The organism is Dactylosporangium sp. NPDC051541 (assembly GCF_044454505.1).
In the GTDB taxonomy this organism is placed as follows: domain Bacteria; phylum Actinomycetota; class Actinomycetes; order Mycobacteriales; family Micromonosporaceae; genus Dactylosporangium.
Window position 1 is genome coordinate 163,104 of sequence record NZ_JBITDU010000009.1, and the last position, 19,618, is coordinate 182,721.

A 19,618-nucleotide genomic window follows, 5' to 3' on the forward strand; every position below is an offset into this window, starting at 1 on the left:
GGTTGCCATATGCGGGTTGTCGTCGACCTCACGAAGTGCCAGGGGTACGCCCAGTGCGCCTTCCTGGCCCCCTCGTCCTTCCAGATCCAGGGCGATGAGGGCCTGCACTACGACCCGGTCTTCGACGAGGCCGACGAACTGCGGGTCCGCCGGGCCGCGGCCGCCTGCCCGGTGCAGGCCATCCAGCTCGACCGGGTCGCGCAGCGGGTGCCCAAGGCCCTGCTGCACGCCGCGCCCCCGGGCCGGATCGTCATCATCGGCGGCTCCCTGGCCGGCCTGCGCGCGGCCGAGGCGCTGCGCGAGGAGGGCTACACCGGCCAGCTGACGCTGATCGACGACGAGCCCTACGGCCCGTACGACCGCCCGCCCCTGTCCAAGCAGGCCCTGGCCGGCCGGGTCCGCCCCGACGCCACCGGGCTGCCGCACCGCACCGACCTCGACGCGCAGTGGCGGCTCGGGGTCAGCGCGCTCGCCCTCGACCTGGCCGGCCGCCGGGTCCAGCTCAGCGACGGCTCGGCCGTGCCGTTCGACCGCCTGCTGATCGCCACCGGTGTGCGGGCCCGCCCCTGGCCCAACCCGGCCGAGGCCACGCTGGACGGCCTGTTCGCCCTGCGTACCCGCGACGACGCCATCCGGCTACACGAGCGCCTGATCGCGCGGCCGGGCCGGGTCCTGGTCGTCGGCGCCGGGTTCACGGGCTCCGAGGTGGCCTCCACCTGCCGCTCCATGGGTCTCGACGTGACCGTGACGGAGACCGCCAGTACCCCCCTCGCCGGCGCTTTGGGCTCGACCATCGGCGCGATCGCGGCCGATCTGCAGCGGGCGCACGGCGTCGACCTGCGCTGCGGAGTCACCGTCGAACGCATCGAAGGCGACGGCCGGGTCGAACGGGCCCATCTGTCCAGCGGCGAGGTGCTCGACGTCGACGTGGTGGTGGCCGCGCTCGGCGGGGTCCGCAACGTCGAATGGCTGGAGCACTCCGGGCTGGCCGTCGGGCCGTGGGGGGTCGCCTGCGACGCGGGCTGCCGCGCGTTCGACGTCAACGGTGTCGTCACCGACGACATCTTCGTGGCCGGCGATGTGGCCCGGGCGCCGAACGCGATGTTCGGGTACCAGTTCCTGGCCCTGGAGCATTGGGCCAACGCCGTCGCCCAGGCCGAGGTGGCCGCGCACAACATGGTGAGCGACGAGGCCGACCGGTGGCCGCACCTGCACATGCCGCAGTTCTGGTCGCTGCAGTTCGGCACCAACATCAAGTCCGTGGGCGTGCCGACGTTCGCCGACGAGGTGGTCGTCACCCAGGGCTCGGTGCGGGATGGGCGGTTCGCGGCGGCGTACGGCTACAAGGGCCGTCTGACCGGGGCGGTCACCTTCAACCACGCCAAGTGGCTGCCGTTCTACGAGCGCCTGATCGAGCAGGCGGCGCCGTTCCCGCCGGCCTTCACCGTCGTCGACGGGCCCGACGACGCCCTGCCCCTCCCGGCCGGTGTCCCCGATCGGGCGCTGCTGGCCCGCGACGCGACAGTGGTGGTAACCGGCCACCGCCCGACGATGGTGGCGTCCCGATGAGCGTCTTCCAAGCGGTACTGGACCCCGTGAACCGCCACGACCCGTACCCGCTGCTGACCTCGCTGCGCCGGGAGCCGGTCGCGGTCACCGCGGACGGCCGCTATGTCGTGAGCACGTTCGACGCGGTGTCCGCGCTGCTGCACGACCCGCGGATCAGCTCCGCCGGTGGCGAGGCCGGCCTGCTCGGGCTGCCGCCCAGCTTCCTGCTCCAGGACCCGCCGGCCCACGACCGGCTGCGCCGCCAGGCCTACCGGCCGCTCGGCGCGCACTGGGTGACCGACCGGGAGCCGCAGCTGGTCGAGCTGGCGAGCGAACTGGCCGGCGACTTCCCGCCGTCCACTGTGGATCTCGTGGACCAGTTCGCGTACCCCTTCCCGGTCCGGGTCATCTGCTCGCTGCTCGGCGTGCCGCTGGCCGACGAGCCGCGGTTCCGGGTGTGGGTGGACCGGGCGCTGACGGCGGTCCAGCCGGACCGGGCCGCCCTGGACGAGCTGGCTTCGTTCCTGAGCGACCTGGTGGACCGCGGCGCCGGCCCCGGCCTGCTGTCGGCCCTGGCCACGGACGACGGCCCGGACGGCCCGATGCCGCGCGCGGACCTGATCAGCACCGCGATGCTGCTGCTGATCGCCGGCCACGAGACCACGGTCAACCTGATCGCGAACAGTGCCCTGGTCCTGCTGCGCCAGCCGCTGTGGCTGGACCGCCTGCGGGCCGAGCCGGGACTGGAGATCCGGTTCGTGGAGGAGGTCCTGCGCTACGACCCGCCGGTGCAGATGCTCCCCTGGCGCACGGCCCTGGACGACATCCCGGTGGCCGGCACGACGATCCCGAAGGGCGCGTCGATCACCCTGCTGCTGGCCGCGGCGAACCGTGACCCGGCCCAGTTCCCGGACCCGGACCGCTTCGACCCGGACCGCCGCCCGGCCCAGCACCTGGCGTTCGGCGACGGCATCCACTACTGCTTCGGCGCCCCGCTGGCCCGCCTGGAGACGCAGGTGGCGCTGCGCACCCTGGCCCCGATCCTGGCCAAGGCCCGCCTGCTGGAGGACCCGCCGGTGTACCGCCTGAACGCCGTGCTCCGCGGCCCCCGCCACCTGCGGGTAGCGCTGGACTGATCCACCCGTCAACCTAGGGTTGACGGTCCTCGGATCGTCAACCTATGGTTGACGCATGCCTGAACCCGTTACCGCCACCGTCCGGCTGGACGACCTCATCGAGTCCATCAAGCAGGCCCACCCGGCCGCCCTGGACCAGCTCACCGGCGCCGTCCTGGCCGCCGACCACCTCGGCGAGGTGGCCGACCACCTGATCGGCCACTTCGTCGACCAGGCCCGCCGCTCCGGCGCGTCCTGGACGGAGATCGGCCGCAGCATGGGCGTCACGAAACAGGCCGCGCAGAAACGCTTCGTGGCCCCGGAGTTCAACGCCGCCCAGGAGTTCCGCCGCTTCACCGACCGGGCCCGCAAGGTCGTCGTGTCGGCCCAGGAGGAGGCCCGCGACCGCGGCAACAACCAGATCGGCGTGCCGCACCTCCTGATCAGCCTGGTGGCGGACCCGGCTTCACTGGCCGCCCGCGCGATCGCCGCCCAGGGCGTATCCCCGGACACCGTCCGCGAAACCGCCGCCGCCACCCTGACCCCGTCCGACGAGGCGCCGGCCGCCCTGATCCCGTTCGACGCGGCCGCGAAGAAGGCCCTGGAGCTCACGTTCCGCGAGGCGCTCCGGATGAGCCACGAGCACGTGGGCACCGAACACATCCTGCTCGCCCTGCTCGAACTCGAATCGGGCACGGGTGTGCTGTCCGACCTGGGCGTCGACAAGCCGGCCGCCGAAGCCGCCATCACCGCCGCGCTGGCCGCCTGACCGCGACCAGGTCACTGCCGCAGGGCCCGCCCGACCGGCCGGTGCTGGAGCCACTGGGCCGCGATGACCGCCAGCGCCGATGCGACCGGCCACGCTTCGGGCCCCTTGGACCTGATGGAGTCGGCGACGATGTCCGCGATCGTGGAACTCGCGGCCACCGGCGCCTCCGCTTCGTCCGGCGGGTCGGCCAGGCACCCGCGCGGCGAGCATAGTGGCCGATACGTCCGGCGGCACCGCTCGTGCTACGGGCGGGGCGGAGGTCGGCCGTACGGGCGAACCCGCGGGTGCGACCGCCGGCCGGACATGGCGACGGCGCCTCCGCGGCGGGCGGGGGCGCCGTCGGCGAGCTGGACCCAGGTCCTGTCCCGTCGGACTGGACCTAAGCCTCGACCAGGGCCATGACCTCGTCGGAGACGTCGAAGTTGGCGTAGACGTTCTGGACGTCGTCGCAGTCTTCGAGGGCGTCGATCACCTTGAAGACCTTGCGGGCGCCGTCCTCGTCCAAGGGGACGGTGACGCTCGGGACGAAGGAGGACTCGGCGCTTTCGTAGTCGATGCCGGCGTCCTGCAGGGCGGTGCGGACCGGGACCAGGTCGGTGGCCTCGCAGATGATCTCGAAGGCCTCGCCCAGGTCGTTGACCTCTTCGGCACCGGCGTCGAGGACGGCCATCAGGAGGTCGTCCTCGGTCAGGTCGCCGGACTTCGGGACGATGATGACGCCCTTGCGGGTGAACATGTAGGAGACGCTGCCGGCGTCGGCCAGGTTGCCGCCGTTGCGGGTCAGCGCCACGCGGACCTCGGTGGAGGCGCGGTTGCGGTTGTCGGTCAGGCACTCGATCAGGATGGCGACGCCGCTGGGGCCGTAGCCCTCGTACATCGCGGTCTGCCAGTCGGCGCCGCCGCCGATGAGGCCGGAGCCGCGCTTGACCGCGTTGTTGATGTTGTCGTTGGGGACCGAGTTCTTCTTCGCCTTCTGGATGGCGTCGAAGAGGGTCGGGTTGCCGGCCGGGTCACCGCCGCCCGTGCGGGCGGCCACCTCGACGTTCTTGATCAGGCGGGCGAAGAGCTTCCCACGCTTGGCGTCGATGACCGCCTTCTTGTGCTTGGTGGTCGCCCATTTAGAGTGCCCCGACATGCCTAACCCTCCGTCGTCTTACCCGCCTCGCGCACCATCTCCACGAAGTACCGATGGACGCGTAGGTCGCCGGTGAGCTCGGGGTGGAAGGCCGTCGCGAGCAGGTGCTGCTGCCGAACCGCGACAATCCTACCGGCGGACGGGCCATCATTCACGCGCCCCAGTACCTCAACCGAGTCGGACACCTCCTCGACCCAGGGTGCGCGGATGAAGACGGCGTGGAACGGACCCCCATCGATGCCCGAAATGTCCACACTGCCCTCGAACGAGTCGACCTGCCGGCCGAAGGCGTTGCGGCGGACCGTCATGTCGATGCCGCCGAAGGGGACCTGGTCAGGGCGGCCGTCCAACACGACAGAGGCCAGCATGATCATGCCGGCGCAGGAGCCGTAGACCGGCATCCCGGACGCGATCCGCTTCTGCAGCGGGTCCATGAGGCCGAACTCCACGGCCAGCTTGCTGATCGTGGTCGACTCGCCGCCCGGGATGATCAGGGCGTCGACCGAGTCGAGCTCGTCGGGGCGGCGCACGGGGCGGCCGATCGCGTCGAGATCGGCCACCGCGTGCAGGTGTTCGCGGGTATCGCCCTGCAGGGCGAGCACACCGATGATCACGGGGGTGGTCACCAGCCCCGCTCGGCGAGGCGGTGCGGCTCCGGGATCTCGTCGACGTTGATGCCGACCATCGCCTCGCCGAGGCCGCGGGAGACCTTGGCGATCACGTCCGGGTCGTCGTGGAAGGTGACGGCCTTGACGATCGCGGCGGCGCGCTGGGCCGGGTTGCCGGACTTGAAGATCCCGGAGCCGACGAAGACGCCCTCGGCGCCGAGCTGCATCATCATCGCGGCGTCGGCCGGGGTCGCGATGCCGCCGGCGGTGAACAGCACGACGGGCAGCTTGCCGGTCTCGGCGACCTCCTTGACCAGCTCGTAGGGGGCCTGCAGCTCCTTGGACGCGACGAACAGCTCGTCCTCGGGCAGCGAGGTCAGCCGGCGGATCTCCCCGCGGATCTTGCGCATGTGGGTGGTGGCGTTGGAGACGTCACCGGTGCCGGCCTCGCCCTTGGAGCGGATCATGGCCGCGCCCTCGTTGATGCGGCGCAGGGCCTCACCGAGGTTGGTCGCGCCGCACACGAAGGGCACCGTGTAGGCCCACTTGTCGATGTGGTTGGCGTAGTCGGCCGGGGTGAGCACCTCGGACTCGTCGATGTAGTCGACGCCGAGCGCCTGCAGGACCTGGGCCTCGACGAAGTGGCCGATCCGGGCCTTGGCCATGACCGGGATCGACACGGCGGCGATGATGCCGTCGATCATGTCGGGGTCGCTCATCCGGGACACGCCACCCTGGGCGCGGATGTCCGCAGGGACCCGCTCGAGCGCCATCACCGCGACGGCGCCGGCGTCCTCCGCGATCTTGGCCTGCTCGGGGGTGACGACGTCCATGATGACGCCGCCCTTGAGCATCTCGGCCATGCCGCGCTTGACGCGGGCCGTGCCGGTGACCGGCGAACTGGGTGAGGACACGACGACGCACTCCTAACAAGCAAGACTGGATTCACCCGCAAGTTTACGCTCCGGCCATCCCCCGGCCCGACGGCCAATGGGAACCCCGCGGCCCATAAAACCGCAGGGTCAGGTCAGCGAGGGGTCGTCGACGTCGAAATATGCCGGAATCGGGTGTTTCCGGGCCAGCCGGAAGAGTCGGACCAGGCGGAAGCGGCGGGACGCGAGCGCGTCCCGGACGACGTCGTTGTGCACCTGCCGGGCCAGCGCCACCCGGCGGCTGACCTGCACCAGGGTCTCCTCCACGTCCTGCTCCAGCACGAAGCCGGAGCGGAGGTGGCGGGTCAGGTCGTTCTCGGCGACCTCGCGGTCGTCGGGCTGGGCGTCGAGGGCGATCTTGGCCGCGTACATCAGGGTCGGCAGCTGTGCGGCCTCGGCCAGAGCGACCGCGGCCGCGGCCCGGCGGACGAGGTGGGCGTCGAGGGTGGCGTAGGCGGCGGCCGCGCGGGCGTGGAGCCGGTCGACCCGGGCCGCGAGCCAGGTGACGTAGGTGGCGACCGCGACCACCAGGGCCACCACCGCGATCACCCACCACATGCGCCGCAGCCTACGGGACCGACTCCTCTACGGTGGCTCCGGCAACCTCGATCGCGGTGGAGTACACCTCGAGGACCCGCTCGGCGACGACCGGCCAGTCGTAGGCGGCCACCACCTCGGCGCCGCGGGCGGCCAGCGCGGCCCGGCGCAGCGGGTCGTCGAGCAGCTCCCCCGCGGTCCGGGCCAGGGCGGCCGCGTCGCCGACCGGGAACAGCGCGCCGGCCGCGCCGCCGTCGAGCACCCGGCGAAACGCGTCGAGCTCGCTGGCCAGCACCGCGGTCCCGGCGGCCATGGCCTCGGTGAGGATCATGCCGAAGGACTCGCCGCCGGTGTTGGGCGCGACGTACAGGTCGACGGAGCGCAGCATCCGGGCCTTGTCCCCCTCCGACACCTTGCCGAGGAAGACCACCCGATCCCTATGGATGAAATCAGCGACGACGTCGTCCGGATCCCCGGGCCCGGCGACCAGCAGGCGCAGGCCCGGGCGATCGACCGCGAGCAGAGCAAAGGCTTCGAGCAGATACTTGAAGCCCTTGCGGGGCTCCGTGAACCGGCCGATGAAGCCGAGCGCCCCGCCGGGGCCCGGCCAGCCGTCCAACGGCACGGCACCGCGATACTTCGAGGCCTGCACCCCGTTGGGGATCTCCCAGGCGCTGCCGCCGAGGTGCTCGACCTGCACCTTGCGGGCCAGTTCGGACACCGCGATCCGCCCGGTGATCTTCTCCAGGACCAGCTGCAGGACACCTTGGGCGGCGGCCAGCGCGCGGGAGCGGGTCATGGCGGTGTGGAACGTGGCCACGACCGGGCCCCGGGCCGAGAGCACGGCCAGCATCGACAGGCTCGGGATGAGCGGCTCGTGGACGTGGAGCACATCGAAGCGGCCGTGTGACAGCCAGCGCCGGACCCGGGTCGCGGAGATGAGCCCGAAGGACACACGGGCGACGGATCCGTTGTACGGCACCGGCACCGTTCGCCCCGCCGGCACGACGTATGGCAGGGTCATGCCCTCCTCGTCGCCGGGTGCGAGGACGCTGACCTCGTGGCCGAGCGCGATCAGGGTCTCGGCGAGGTCGCGGACGTGGTTCTGCACGCCGCCGGGCACGTCGAACGAGTACGGGCAGACGATTCCGATACGCAACGCAGCTCCCCCTCAGGCAACGGTGCTGACGGACGGCTCTTCGAGCCAGAACCGCTGGAGCATGTGCCAGTCCTCCGGGTGGCGGGCGATGCCCTCGGCGAACGTGTCGGCGACCCGCTGGGTGACGATCCGGACCCGGGTGTCGAGGGCGCCCTCGTCGGTGCCCGGCATCGGGATCGGACCGGCGAGGTGCCCGGCCGCCGCATCCGCATCGAACCACATGTCCACCACGTAGAGGGGTGCGCCGGTCCGCAGCGCGAGCAGGGCCGGCCCGGCGGGCATGCGGGTGCGCCCGCCGAAGAACTCGACGTCGACCCCGCGCGGGGTGAGGTCGCGGTCGGCGAGCAGCGGCACGACGGCCGCGTCCTTGGTGAGCCGCTCCTCGAGCACATCGAACGTGGGCCGTTCACCTCCGGTCAGCGGGAGGATCTCCATGCCGAGCGAGCGGCGGAAGGCCAGGAACTTGCGGTACACACTCTCGGGTTTGAGTCGTTCGGCCACGGTCGTGATCGGCCAGCCCTTGGCGGCGACCCAGGCCCCGGCCGCGTCCCAGTTGCCGGCGTGCGGCAGGGCGACCACGGAGCCGATCCCGGCGTGGTGGTTCTGCCCGAGTAGCTCGCCCCGCTCGAGCCGGAAGCCGCGCAGGATCTGTTCCTTGGTGCGCCCGGGCAGCTGGAAGGCCTCCAGGTAGTAACGCGCGTAGGAGCGCAGGGCCCGGTGGAGCAGCGCCTCGAACTCCTCCTCCGGCATCTCGGGGCCGACCACCTGCCGCAGATTCCTGGCCAGCGTGGCCGTCCCCTTACCCGGTTTCTGGCGGCGGTACCCCCGGTGCCCGCTCGAAGCCGCGGCCGCGAACAGCGGCCAGACCAGGCCGCGGGGCAGTCGCGGCAGCAGGCTGAACGCCGCACCGTAGCCCAGCTCGACGGGGTTCATCGCGCGTGAGCCTGGCGATACACCGTGCCGATGCGCTGACCGATGGTCACGATCGACAGGGCGGCCAGGATCCACATGACGACCTCGAGGCCGTAGGGCACCCCGAAGGTCCAGAGCAGCCCGCCGACGCCGATGCCGACCAGCCGCTCGGCCCGCTCGATGATCCCCACGTTGCAGGTGAAGCCGAGGCCTTCGGCGCGGGCCTTGACGTAGGAGACGACCTGGCCGGTGAGCAGGCAGAGCAGGGCGGCGGCGACGACCCGGGGCTCGTGCTGGGTCGCGTACCAGTAGGCCACGGAGCCGAAGATCGCCCCGTCGGCGATGCGGTCCATCGAGGAGTCCAGCAGGGCGCCGAACTTGTTGGTGATCCCGCGCTGGCGGGCCATCGAGCCGTCGATCATGTCCGTGAAGCAGCTCAGGGTGATGATCACGAGCGCGATGAAGAGGTGACCGCGGGTGGCGAAGCCCAGGGCGCCGACGAGCACGCCGAGGGTGCCGATCACCGTGACGGCGTTCGGGGTGATCCCGGCCCGCAGCAGTGCGGCGGCGACGGGGTCCAGGACGCGGGCCAGTCCGGCCCGGCTGACTACGCTGAGGATCTTCGCCATGGCGCCTTCACGATAACGGGGGCGGAGCTTGCCGGATACCGGCACGTGGGACTGCTCACGATGCTTCAGTAAACCCGAGTCATGGAGGCGGACGACCCTTGTGTCGGTGAGCTTTCGGGTGTGGGATCGGTGAACAGGTCGTGACTGTGAGACTGCTCACAGGTAGCCAGGACGACGGGAAGACTTTCAGGAGGCCCGCGATGGCACAGAAGGTCCAGGAGAAGGGTGTCACCGGCTCGGTGCCGGTGGTTGATGACCCCGGCAGGGTACGCAACGTGGTCGTCGTCGGTCACTCCGGCGCCGGGAAGACGACGCTGGTCGAGGCGCTGCTCGCCGTGACCGGCACGATCCCCCGGGCGGGCGCGGTCACCGAGGGCACCACGGTCACCGATCACGATCCGGCGGCCCAGAAGCAGCAGCGTTCCGTCACGCTGTCCTGCGCGCCGCTCATGCACGAAGGCGTCAAGGTCAACCTGCTCGACACCCCGGGCTACGCGGACTTCGTCGGCGAGCTGCGCGCGGGTCTGCGCGCCGCCGACGCCGCCCTGTTCGTCGTCTCCGCCGTCGACGGCATGGACGCGGCCACGGCCGCGCTCTGGGAGGAGTGCGCCCACGTCGGGATGCCCCGCGCGGTGGCGGTCACCCGCCTGGACCACCAGCGGGCCGACTTCGACGAGGCGCTGCAGATGTGCCAGGAGGTCTTCGGCGACAACGTGCTGCCGCTGTACCTGCCCATGCTCGGCGACGACGGCACCAGCACCGCCGGCCTCATCGGCCTGATCACCCATCGCGTGTTCGACTACTCCCAGGGCTACCCGCCGGAGGTCCGCGACCCCGACGCCGAGCACCTGCCCGCGATCGAGGAGTCCCACAACGCGCTGCTCGAGGGAATCATCGCCGAGAGCGAGGACGAGTCGCTCATGGACCGCTACCTCGGCGGCGAGGTGATCGAGACCAGCGTGATCATCGAGGACCTGGAGAAGGCGGTCGCCCGCGGCACGTTCTACCCGGTCGTGCCGGTCTGCGCCGAGACCGGGGTCGGCCTCGACGCGCTCCTGGAGGTGCTGGTCAGCGGCTTCCCGTCGCCCCTGGAGCACGTGGTGCCGCCGGTCACCGACGTCGCCGGCGAGCCCCGCGAACCGCTGCGCTGCGACCCCGAGGGCCCGCTCGTGGCCGAGGTCGTGAAGACCACGATCGACGCGTACGTCGGCCGCGTCTCACTCGTCCGGGTCTTCTCCGGCACGCTGCGCCCGGAGACGCCGGTCCACATCTCGGGGCACGGCATGGCCGAGCGCGGCCACCCCGACCACGACGCCGACGAGCGCTTCGCCCACCTGTTCTCCCCGCTCGGCGCCAACCTGCGCGAGGTGCCGTACGCCGTCGCCGGCGACCTGGTCGCGGTCACGAAGTCGGGCACCGCCGAGACCGGCGACACCATCTCCGGCAAGGACGCGCCGATGCTGATGGCGCCCTGGGAGATGCCGGAGCCGCTGCTGCCGATCGCGATCGTCGCCCGCACCCGCTCCGACGAGGACTCCCTCGCCAAGAACCTGAGCCGGCTGGTCGCCGGTGACCCGACGCTGCGCCTGGAGCGCAACGCCGAGACGCACCAGTTGGTGCTGTGGTGCATGGGTGAGGCCCATGCGGATGTGGTACTGGACCGGCTGCGCGCCGGCGGCACAGAGCTGGACACCGAACCCGTGAAGGTGGCCCTGCGCGAGACGTTCGCCGCGGCCAGCCAGGGCCACGGCCGGCACGTGAAGCAGTCCGGCGGCCATGGGCAGTACGCGGTCTGCGACATCAAGGTCGAGCCCCTGCCCCGCGGGTCCGGCTTCGAGTTCGTCGACAAGGTCGTCGGCGGGTCCGTGCCGCACAACTACATCCCCTCCGTCGAGAAGGGGGTGCGCACGCAGATGGAGCGCGGCATGGTCGCCGGCTACCCGGTCGTCGACGTCCGCGTCACCCTCTTCGACGGCAAGGCGCACTCCGTCGACTCCTCTGACGCCGCGTTCCAGACGGCCGGCGCGCTGGCCCTGCGCGAGGCCGCCGAGCAGGGGCAGACGACGCTGCTGGAACCGATCGACGAGGTGACGATCCGGGTGCCCGACGAGTTCGTCGGCGCGGTGATGAGCGACCTGTCCGGGCGCCGGGGCCGGGTCCTCGGCAACGAGCCGGACCCCGAAGGCCACGAGCGCACCCTGGTCCGGGCCGAGGTCCCGGCCACCGAACTGGTCCGCTACGCCGTCGAACTGCGCGCGATGACGTCCGGCGCGGGCACGTTCAGCCGCGCCTTCACCCGCCACGACCCGATGCCCGCCCACCTGGCCGACGCGGTGAAGAAGGAGCACGCCGCGGCGCGCTGAGCCGTGATTCTTTCGGGGATCCCGGGGGCGCCCGGGATCCCCGTTAAGGTGAGGCGTGGTGTTCGGGCGCTCGAAGCGCACAGCGGGCGACAGCAGCGCGGTCGTGGACTTCTGGACGTGGTGGCCGACGGTGCGGGCCGACGTCGAGGCCGCGATCGCCTCCGGGGACTGGGCGGTGCTCACCCCGCAGTTCTCGCGGCGGGTCGAGGACATCCACCCGGGGCTCGAGTGGGAGTTCACCAGAGGTACCGATGCCAAACATGCCTTGGTCGTTTCGGCGGCCGGCGTCGCCGAACTCCGCCCGGTCGCGGCCCGCTGGGGTGCCGCCGCGCCCCCGGCCGACTCCACCTGGGAGTATCACACCGCCCGCCAGGCCGACCCGGACATGCTGGGCAACACCGTCGGGCTCGGCGACGGCGTGCAGCTGGACCTGACCCAGCTCCGCTTCGCGTTCCACCGCGACGAGGACTCGCCCGAGCTCTCCGTCGTCGCCTATCACCCGGGCTTCCGCATCCTCGATGACGAGATCCGCGGCCGGGTCACGTTCCTGACGCTGGACTGGCTGCTGGGTGAGAACGCCGTCGAGGAGTGGATCGGCGACATAACCTGGGAGACCACGCCGCCGGAGGGCGCTTCGGAGCCGCCGGAGCTGGCCGCCGCGGTGGCCGCCCTCCGCGAAGAACACCGCACGCCCCAGTGGGTGTTGCTGCGCGCGGACCTGCCCGACGGTTCGCCTTTATTGGCCACGGTACTGCGCCCGCTGCGCCCCGTCCGCTGGCCGCGCTTCGACACCCACGTCGCGATCTCGCTGCCCTACCAGCACCAGAACCAGGCCGGACTGCCGGAGGCCGAGTCCCTGGCGGCACTGCGCGAGTTCGAGGACACCGCGCTGACGACCGCGGCCGGCGGCGACGGCGTCCTGCTGGCCCACGAGACCAGCAAGGGCACCCGCACCCTGCACTACTACGTCGACGCCGACTCACCGGCCGCCGACGACCTGGCCGAGGCCGCCGGCTGGTGGAAGGACGGCCGGGCCCGCGTCGAGCGCCACTTCGACCCGGCCTTCGAGCGCATCGGCCGGCTCCGCTAGCCCGACGGCGCTCGGGCCGGGCCGGCCTTCCAGCGCATCGGCCGGCTTCGCTGGCCGGATAGTGTTGGGACCGTGGCAGACATCGTGCGCAACGACGAAGTGCTCCGGCTGCTGGACGAGCTCACCACGATGACCGGGCGGGCGGACCCCTATCCGCGATACGCCCGGCTCCGGGAGATCTCCCCGATCGTGCGGGCCGAGGACGGGGCGCTCGTCGTCACCGGCTACGGCGACTGCCAGACCGTCGTCCGCGACGCCCGGCTCGCCCACATGCCCCCGGACCTGCTCGGCTTCCTCGGGTTTCCGGACTGGCGGGAGCGCCCGGCGCTCATGCAGCTGTTCACCAGCATGCTCACCCTCAACCCGCCGGACCACACCCGGCTGCGGCGGCTGGTCAGCTCCGCGTTCACCGCCCGGCGGGTGGCGGCGCTGCGGCCCGCGATCGAGCGGGTGGTCGGGGAGCTGCTCGACGAGCTGGCGGCCAAGGCCGCGGACGGGCCGGTCGACTTCGTGGCCGAGTTCGCGCTCCCGCTGCCGATCTCGATCATCGGCGAGCTGCTCGGCGTGCCGGCCGCCGACCGCGACGGCCTGCAGCCGCTGGTGCGCGACTGGACGCAGGTGCTGGAGGTCCTCACGCCGGAGGTGCTGGCCCGGGCCGACCCGGCGGCGGCCCGGCTGCGGGAGTATCTGGCCGGGCTGCTCGCCGAGCGCCGCCAGGAGCCACAGGACGACCTGCTCAGCGCGCTCGCCCAGGCCCAGGCGGCGGACGACCGGCTCACCGACGACGAGGTGCTCAGCAACGCGGCGCTGCTGTTCGCGGCCGGCTTCGAGACCACCACCAACCTCCTCGCCAACGGTCTCGTCGCGCTGCTGGAGCGGCCCGGCGCCCTGGCCGCCGCGGCCGCCGGGCCCGAGTCCGCGGTCGAGGAGCTGCTGCGGTTCGACAGCCCGGTGCAGATCGTCAGCCGCGTCGTCACCGAGGACATCGAGATCGCCGGGCGGACCGTCGAGGCCGGCGAGCGGGTCGTGGCCTACCTCGGCGCCGGCAACCGCGACCCCGAACGCTTCGACGCCCCGGACGAGCTGCGACTGGACCGGGAGCACAACGCGCCGCTGTCGTTCGGCGGGGGCATCCACTACTGCCTCGGCGCGCCCCTGGCCCGGCTCGAGGCCCAGATCGCGTTCCCGGCCCTGGCCGCCCGGTTCCCGGACCTCGCCCTGGCCGGCCCGCCGCAGCGCCGGGACAGCTTGAGCCTCAAGGGCGTCACCGCTCTGCCCGTTCAGCCGGGCGGTGGGACGGCCTGAGCCTGGCCGCTCAGCGGGGCAGCGCGGCGTCGAACTCGCCCCCGCCCGCTCACCGCAGCGGCGGGACGGCCTGAGCCTGGCCGCTCAGCGGGGTAGCGCGGCGTCGAACTCGCCACCACCCGCTCACCGCAGCGGCGGGACGGCCTGAGCCTGGCCGCTCAGCGGGGCAGCGCGGCGGCGAGCAGCGGGTGAGCAGGCGCACGTAGGTCACCTCGCCGCGCTGCCCCCTGTCAGCTGGGTAGCGCGGCGTCGAGCAGCGGGGTGAGCAGGCGGATGTAGGTGGACGTGACGTGGCTGCCGTCGCGGTATACGAGCGTGTTGCCGACTACCGCGGGGCACACGGCGGCCGTGCAGAACCAGGCGGCCGGGTCGATCACCGGGACGGTCGCGGCTGCATCGATCGCGGCTCGGCGGGCTGGGTGGAGCGCTTTCGCCGGCTTGAGCGCGCAGCGGTCGACGGCGGTGGGGTGGGCGGCGACGCAGTCCGGGACGCTCGTGCCGCCGGGGTCGGGGGTGTCCTGCAGGATGACCGTGCGGGCGGTCAGGCGGTTCGCGGTCTTCAGGAGCGCGGCGGCCCACTTCGCGTCGGTGTCGGATTCGGTGTAGGTGCGGGTCGAGAGCAGTACCAACGCCGGCTTGAGCTTTTGCATTTGGTGTATCGCGTCCTCGCGCCACGTCGCGCACTCCCGATAGGGGCGGCGGGTGCCGATCTTCGTGGTGACCATGTCCGCCGGGGTGCAGCCGCTCTTCGTGAACACGGCCAGACGCCAGTGCCGGCGCTTGGCTATGGCATCGACGGCGGTGAACCACTGCTCGGTGTGGGAGTCGCCGAAGAGGACGACCGTGGCCGACGCGGTCGGGTCGCCGTGGCGGTCGCAGCCCTTGGCCACGGCCGTCCTCGTCGCGGTCTCGTCCAGGGCGGCCAGGCAGGCGCGGTCCTCGGGCGGGGTGTCGCGGGCGGCGGTGGTGACGGGCGGGGTGAGATTCCGGGGCATGGCCGTGGTCGTGGCGGCCGGCCACGAACCGCAGCGACAGCCAGGCGGGAAGCAGCGCGGCGGCGGCTACTGCCAGCTTCGTGATGTGGCCGGCTTCGAAGTGCGCGGCGAAGATCAGGGCCGGCCAGTGCCAGAGGTACCAGCCGTAGGAGAGTTTGCCGAGCCAGCGCATGCCCTTGGTGGCCAGGAGGGCGTTGCTGTCGTCGGCCGCCACGATCAGGACCGCGCCCGCCACCGGGAGCAGGGCCGCGACTCCTGGGAACAGGGTGTTGTCGTCGTACGCGATCGCGCTCCCGACGATCAACGTCAGCCCGATCCAGGTGGTCCGCGCCGGCAGCCTTCGGCCGGCCAGGGCCAGAAGGCCTCCGGCGGCCAGCTCCCAGGCGCGGGACTGCAGACCGAAGTACGCCCACGGCGGCGCGGCCGTCGCCTGCCAGACGGAGACCGCGAACGAAGCTGCCGCGAGGATGGCCAGCGCGGTGATCGCTCTGCGTCCGGTTGTTCGGCTTCGGGTGAGCGGTCGGTGTCTGGTCGCTTCGCGCCGGGCGAGCGGTTTGTGTCGGGCTGCTTTGCGCCGGGCGAGCGGTCTGTGTCTGGCTGCTTCGCGCCGGGCGAGCGGTCTGTGTCTGGCCGTTCGGCTTCGGGTGATCACCAGGGCCAGCAGGAGCGGCCACAGGAAGTAGAACTGCTCCTCCACGCCCAGGGACCAGAAGTGCTGGAGCGGGGATGGTTCGCGGGTGGCGTCGAGGTAGTCGGTGCCCTGGGCGGCGAGGCGGAGATTGAGGGAGTACGCGGCGGCGGTGATCGCGTCCAGGCTGACCGCTCTCGCCGTCTGCGGGGCCAGCCAAGCCCAGGCGGCGACGACGGTGGCGACCGTGGCCACGGTCGCGGCCGGGAGCAGGCGGGCCATGCGCCGGGCGTAGAAGGCGGCGAACCGGATCCGGCCGGTGGTTTGGAGCTCCTTGTGGAGATGGCCGGTGATCAGGTAGCCGGAGATGACGAAGAAGACGTCTACGCCTATGTAGCCGCCTTGAACGCCGGGGACGCCCACGTGGCCGAGGACGACCAGGAGGACGGCTACGGCCCTGAGGCCCTCGATGTCGGGGCGGAAGTCGCGCTTAGGTTTTTCGGTTGGACAGTCGCGCTTGGGGTTTTCGGCTCGGCGCTTTCGCTTCGGATGCGGTGCTGAAACCCCTGCCGCCGCCGCTACCCCTGTCGATGCCACCGCCGCGGCCGCCCGCGCCACCGCTGCTGGTGCCGCTGCTGGTGCCGGTGCCGCCGGCGCTGGTGCCGCGGCTGGGGTCGGTGCCGTCGGTGCCGCTGCTGGTGACGGTGCCGGGCGCGGCTCGGTTTGGGGGCGTTGGCTTGGGCTTGGGGTTGGGGTTGGGCGTGGCTTTGGCGCCGACCCGGCGTTGATCTGGCGGGGGTGACTGCGGCCCGGCCGGTCCGGCTCGCGACCCGGGGTGGTGGTCGCGGGCTGCACCTGAACACGGTAGCCAATTCGGACTTTTATTGCATTTTACGGAAAAAACCTCTCATTCGGGGAACCATTCGTCGATGTGCGCGGGCTCTAGCAGTACAAATGCGGCGGTTTTCTGCTCTCCCATCATGAAGGGGCGGGTCCCCGGCCTGGTCAGAGTCGCGTCGCGGTGCTCTTTCCCGACGCGGATCAGCAGTTCGGAGCCGTAGACGCCGGCGATGATCTTGCCGTCGCGCAGGTAGACCAGGCCGCCGAACATGCGCTTGCTCGTCACGTCGGCCCCCAGGCGGTCGTTGAGGCGGGCGGCCAAGGTCTCGTCGTACATTGGATGATTTTATGACCAGCCAGCGGCTCGCCCGTTTTGTCACCGAGGCATTCGCACCCGCAGTACTCGTCTCAGTACTCCTCGTGTTGCTGGGTGTGCACGCCGAGCCAGGACTCGCCCGTGGGCTGGCGCTCGGAGTGGTCGCGGCGCTGTTCGAGAGCGTGTTGCCATTTCTCTACATCCTGCGCGGAGTGCGCAGCGGGCGGCTCTCCGACCACCACATCGGCGACCGCCGGCAGCGGCTGATCCCGCTGCTGGTCGGGCTGGGGTCGGTGGTCGCCGGGTTCGTGGTGCTGCTGCTCGCCCACGCGCACCGGGAACTGCTGGCCGCCGTGGTCGCGGGCGGGGTCGGGCTGCTCGTCGCGGCGGTGATCAACCACTGGTGGAAAATGTCGATCCACACGGCGGTGGCGGCGGGCGCGGTCGTGATCCTGATGATGGTGTACGGCCCGTTCCTGATCGTCGCCGCGCCGCTGGTCGGGGCCATCGGCTGGTCGCGGGTCGCACTGAAGGACCACACCGTCGCCCAGGTCGTCGTCGGCACCGTTGTCGGCGCGGTCGTGGCCGGTGGGGTGTTCGGCGGCCTGCGCTGACGGGGTCGATAGCATCGGGGTGAAACCTGTCGTCGTTCTTGGGAGCAGCCCGTGTCCGCAGTGCGCTCGAACAGTGAAGCCCCACCGCGCATCGTGGTCCCGGCGGGCACGACGGCGGCCTCGGCGGTCGCCGCGGCCGGGCTCCCGACCAGCGGCCCCAAGGCGATTGTCGTGGTCCGCGACGGGTCCTCACTGCGGGATCTGGACTGGTCCCCGTCGGCCGACACCGAGGTCGACGCCATCGACATGTCGAGCCCCGACGGGCTCAACGTGCTGCGGCACTCGACCGCGCACGTGCTCGCGCAGGCCGTGCAGGACGTGTTCCCCGAGGCCAAGCTCGGCATCGGCCCGCCGATCGAGAACGGCTTCTACTACGACTTCATGGTCGGCAAGCCGTTCCAGCCCGACGACCTGGGCAAGCTCGAGAAGCGCATGCAGGAGATCATCAAGGCCGGCCAGAAGTTCCGCCGCCGCCGCTTCGACTCCATCGAGCAGGCCAAGGCCGAGCTGGCCGACGAGCCGTTCAAGCTGGAGCTCGTCGACGTCAAGTCCGACTCCGGGGCTTCCTTCGACGCGTCCGAGGCGATGGAGGTCGGCGGGGGCGAGCTGACCATCTACGACAACCTCGACCCGCAGTCCGACAAGGTCTGCTGGTCCGACCTGTGCCGGGGCCCGCACCTGCCGTCGACTCGGTTCATCCCGGCCTTCAAGCTCATGCGCAGCGCGGCCGCCTACTGGCGCGGCTCCGAGAAGAACCCGCAGCTGCAGCGCATCTACGGCACGGCGTGGCCGACCCGCGACGCGCTGAAGGACTACCAGAAGCTGCTCGAGGAGGCGGCCCGGCGCGACCACCGCAAGCTCGGGGCCGACCTGGACCTGTTCAGCTTCCCCGACGAGCTCGGGTCCGGCCTCGCCGTCTTCCACCCCAAGGGCGGCATCATCCGGCGGGAGATGGAGCAGTACTCCCGGCAGCGCCACCACGAGTCCGGCTACGAGTTCGTCAACACGCCCCACATCAGCAAGGCGAACCTGTTCCAGACCTCGGGCCACCTGCCGCACTACGCCGACACCATGTTCCCGCCTATGGAGATGGAAGGCGCGGAGTACTACCTCAAGGCCATGAACTGCCCGATGCACAACCTGATCTTCCGGGCCCGCGGCCGCTCCTACCGCGAACTGCCGCTGCGCCTGTTCGAGTTCGGCACCGTCTACCGCTACGAGAAGTCCGGCGTCGTCCACGGCCTGACCCGGGTCCGGGGCATGACGCAGGACGACTCGCACATCTACTGCACCAAGGAGCAGATGGCGAGCGAGTTGCAGTCACTGCTGCAATTTGTACTCGACCTGCTGCGCGACTACGGCCTGGACGAGTTCTACCTGGAGCTGTCCACCCGCGACGACTCCCCCAAGTTCATCGGCGACGACGCGGACTGGGAGGAGGCCACCGCCGCCCTGCAGTCCGCGGCCGAGGCGTCCGGCCTGGACCTCGTCCCGGACCCGGGCGGCGCGGCCTTCTACGGCCCGAAGATCTCCGTCCAGGTGAAGGACGCGATCGGCCGGACCTGGCAGATGTCGACCATCCAGGTGGACTTCAACCAGCCGAAGCGCTTCGGCCTCGAGTACCAGGCCTCTGACGGCTCCCGCCAGCAGCCCGTCATGATCCACCGGGCGCTCTTCGGCACCATCGAGCGCTTCTTCGGCGTCCTGACCGAGCACTACGCCGGCGCCTTCCCGGCCTGGCTGGCCCCGATCCAGGTCGTCGGCATCCCGATCCGCTCCGACCACGCCGACTACTTGTTCGACTTCGCCGACCTGCTCCGCAAGGAAGGCATCCGCGTCGAGGTCGACCACTCCGACGAGCGCATGCAGAAGAAGATCCGCAACGCCCAGCAGCAGAAGATCCCGTTCATGGCCATCGCCGGCGACGACGACGTCCCGAACGGCACGGTCAGCTTCCGCTACCGCGACGGCTCCCAGCGCAACGGCGTCCCCCTGGCCGAAGCCGTAGCCCACGTAGTGGACGTGGTCCGCTCCCGCACCAACGTAGGCCCGTCCGCTTCGGGCTCTGCTCCGGGCCAGGATTCGTCGTCTGCTTCGGGCTTGGCTTCTGGCTCGGGCTCGGC

General features: G+C 71.4%; 17 protein-coding genes and 2 pseudogenes. 8 read left to right on the forward strand and 11 right to left on the reverse strand.

From position 1 onward, the window contains the following. The first annotated feature begins 9 nt into the window (after window positions 1-9). The 3 genes from ACIA8L_RS34960 to ACIA8L_RS34970 are packed head-to-tail and all read left to right on the forward strand — an operon-like array spanning window position 10 to window position 3,432. Window positions 10-1,569 carry an FAD-dependent oxidoreductase gene (locus tag ACIA8L_RS34960; protein WP_395911187.1) on the forward strand — a complete coding sequence of 520 codons (1,560 nt, stop codon included), beginning with the start codon at window positions 10-12 and terminating at the stop codon, window positions 1,567-1,569. After that, window positions 1,566-2,684 carry a cytochrome P450 gene (locus ACIA8L_RS34965; protein ID WP_395911189.1) on the forward strand — a complete coding sequence of 373 codons (1,119 nt, stop codon included), beginning with the start codon at window positions 1,566-1,568 and terminating at the stop codon, window positions 2,682-2,684. Before ACIA8L_RS34960 ends, ACIA8L_RS34965 begins: the two co-directional genes overlap by 4 nt. Before the next feature lie 55 nt (window positions 2,685-2,739). After that, a complete protein-coding gene (locus ACIA8L_RS34970) occupies window positions 2,740-3,432 on the forward strand; it encodes a Clp protease N-terminal domain-containing protein (protein WP_395911191.1) in 693 nt (230 codons plus the stop codon). Between the two features lie 11 nt (window positions 3,433-3,443). Here the strand turns inward: ACIA8L_RS34970 and ACIA8L_RS34975 are convergent, their stop codons facing one another. From ACIA8L_RS34975 to pgsA, 8 genes are all read right to left on the reverse strand, one after another. Then, complete coding sequence (locus ACIA8L_RS34975; RefSeq protein WP_395911192.1) at window positions 3,444-3,590, reverse strand: hypothetical protein; 147 nt, start codon at window positions 3,588-3,590, stop codon at window positions 3,444-3,446. A gap of 221 nt (window positions 3,591-3,811) precedes the next feature. After that, window positions 3,812-4,567 carry a YebC/PmpR family DNA-binding transcriptional regulator gene (locus ACIA8L_RS34980; protein ID WP_395911194.1) on the reverse strand — a complete coding sequence of 252 codons (756 nt, stop codon included), beginning with the start codon at window positions 4,565-4,567 and terminating at the stop codon, window positions 3,812-3,814. Between the two features lie 2 nt (window positions 4,568-4,569). Next, on the reverse strand, window positions 4,570-5,193 hold the full coding sequence (gene pdxT / locus ACIA8L_RS34985; protein WP_395911196.1) for a pyridoxal 5'-phosphate synthase glutaminase subunit PdxT: 624 nt from the start codon (window positions 5,191-5,193) through the stop codon (window positions 4,570-4,572). After that, complete coding sequence (gene pdxS / locus ACIA8L_RS34990) at window positions 5,190-6,089, reverse strand: pyridoxal 5'-phosphate synthase lyase subunit PdxS (RefSeq protein WP_395911198.1); 900 nt, start codon at window positions 6,087-6,089, stop codon at window positions 5,190-5,192. The genes pdxT and pdxS overlap by 4 nt, the downstream gene beginning before the upstream one ends. A 108-nt stretch (window positions 6,090-6,197) precedes the next feature. Next, a complete protein-coding gene (locus ACIA8L_RS34995) occupies window positions 6,198-6,665 on the reverse strand; it encodes a hypothetical protein (RefSeq protein ID WP_395911200.1) in 468 nt (155 codons plus the stop codon). Between the two features lie 10 nt (window positions 6,666-6,675). After that, window positions 6,676-7,803, reverse strand: coding sequence for a glycosyltransferase family 4 protein (locus ACIA8L_RS35000; protein ID WP_395911201.1), 1,128 nt, complete (start codon window positions 7,801-7,803; stop codon window positions 6,676-6,678). A 12-nt stretch (window positions 7,804-7,815) separates the two neighbouring features. Further along, window positions 7,816-8,736, reverse strand: a complete 921-nt coding sequence (locus ACIA8L_RS35005; RefSeq protein ID WP_395911203.1) for a phosphatidylinositol mannoside acyltransferase — start codon at window positions 8,734-8,736, stop codon at window positions 7,816-7,818. Then, window positions 8,733-9,344 carry a phosphatidylinositol phosphate synthase gene (gene pgsA, locus ACIA8L_RS35010; RefSeq protein ID WP_395911205.1) on the reverse strand — a complete coding sequence of 204 codons (612 nt, stop codon included), beginning with the start codon at window positions 9,342-9,344 and terminating at the stop codon, window positions 8,733-8,735. Before pgsA ends, ACIA8L_RS35005 begins: the two co-directional genes overlap by 4 nt. A gap of 200 nt (window positions 9,345-9,544) precedes the next feature. On the opposite strand from pgsA, the gene ACIA8L_RS35015 reads away from it, so the two are divergent. The 3 genes from ACIA8L_RS35015 (at window position 9,545) to ACIA8L_RS35025 (ending at window position 14,102) form a co-directional block, all read left to right on the forward strand. Further along, window positions 9,545-11,707, forward strand: coding sequence for an elongation factor G-like protein EF-G2 (locus ACIA8L_RS35015; protein WP_395911207.1), 2,163 nt, complete (start codon window positions 9,545-9,547; stop codon window positions 11,705-11,707). Between the two features lie 55 nt (window positions 11,708-11,762). Then, window positions 11,763-12,797 carry a DUF695 domain-containing protein gene (locus ACIA8L_RS35020; protein WP_395911209.1) on the forward strand — a complete coding sequence of 345 codons (1,035 nt, stop codon included), beginning with the start codon at window positions 11,763-11,765 and terminating at the stop codon, window positions 12,795-12,797. A gap of 72 nt (window positions 12,798-12,869) precedes the next feature. Beyond that, window positions 12,870-14,102: a cytochrome P450 gene (locus ACIA8L_RS35025; RefSeq protein ID WP_395911210.1), complete on the forward strand. Its 1,233-nt coding sequence runs from the start codon at window positions 12,870-12,872 to the stop codon at window positions 14,100-14,102. 230 nt (window positions 14,103-14,332) lie between these two features. Here the strand turns inward: ACIA8L_RS35025 and ACIA8L_RS35030 are convergent, their stop codons facing one another. The 3 genes and pseudogenes from ACIA8L_RS35030 to ACIA8L_RS35040 form a co-directional block, all read right to left on the reverse strand. Beyond that, window positions 14,333-15,097 (reverse strand): SGNH hydrolase domain-containing protein, encoded by a 765-nt coding sequence (locus tag ACIA8L_RS35030; RefSeq protein ID WP_395911212.1) that lies wholly within the window; start codon window positions 15,095-15,097, stop codon window positions 14,333-14,335. Between the two features lie 136 nt (window positions 15,098-15,233). Then, a pseudogene (locus ACIA8L_RS35035) lies at window positions 15,234-16,580 on the reverse strand (acyltransferase family protein); the annotation flags it as partial. Between the two features lie 52 nt (window positions 16,581-16,632). Next, a complete protein-coding gene (locus ACIA8L_RS35040) occupies window positions 16,633-16,902 on the reverse strand; it encodes a TfoX/Sxy family protein (RefSeq protein WP_395911214.1) in 270 nt (89 codons plus the stop codon). 11 nt (window positions 16,903-16,913) lie between these two features. Between ACIA8L_RS35040 and ACIA8L_RS35045 the strand changes: the two genes are divergently transcribed. Both ACIA8L_RS35045 and thrS read left to right on the forward strand, forming a co-directional pair. Then, entirely contained in the window at window positions 16,914-17,495 is a 582-nt protein-coding gene (locus ACIA8L_RS35045) for a phosphoesterase PA-phosphatase (protein WP_395911216.1), read from the forward strand. A 60-nt stretch (window positions 17,496-17,555) separates the two neighbouring features. Further along, window positions 17,556-19,556, forward strand: a pseudogene (gene thrS / locus ACIA8L_RS35050) (threonine--tRNA ligase); the annotation flags it as partial. Window positions 19,557-19,618: the final 62 nt, after the last annotated feature.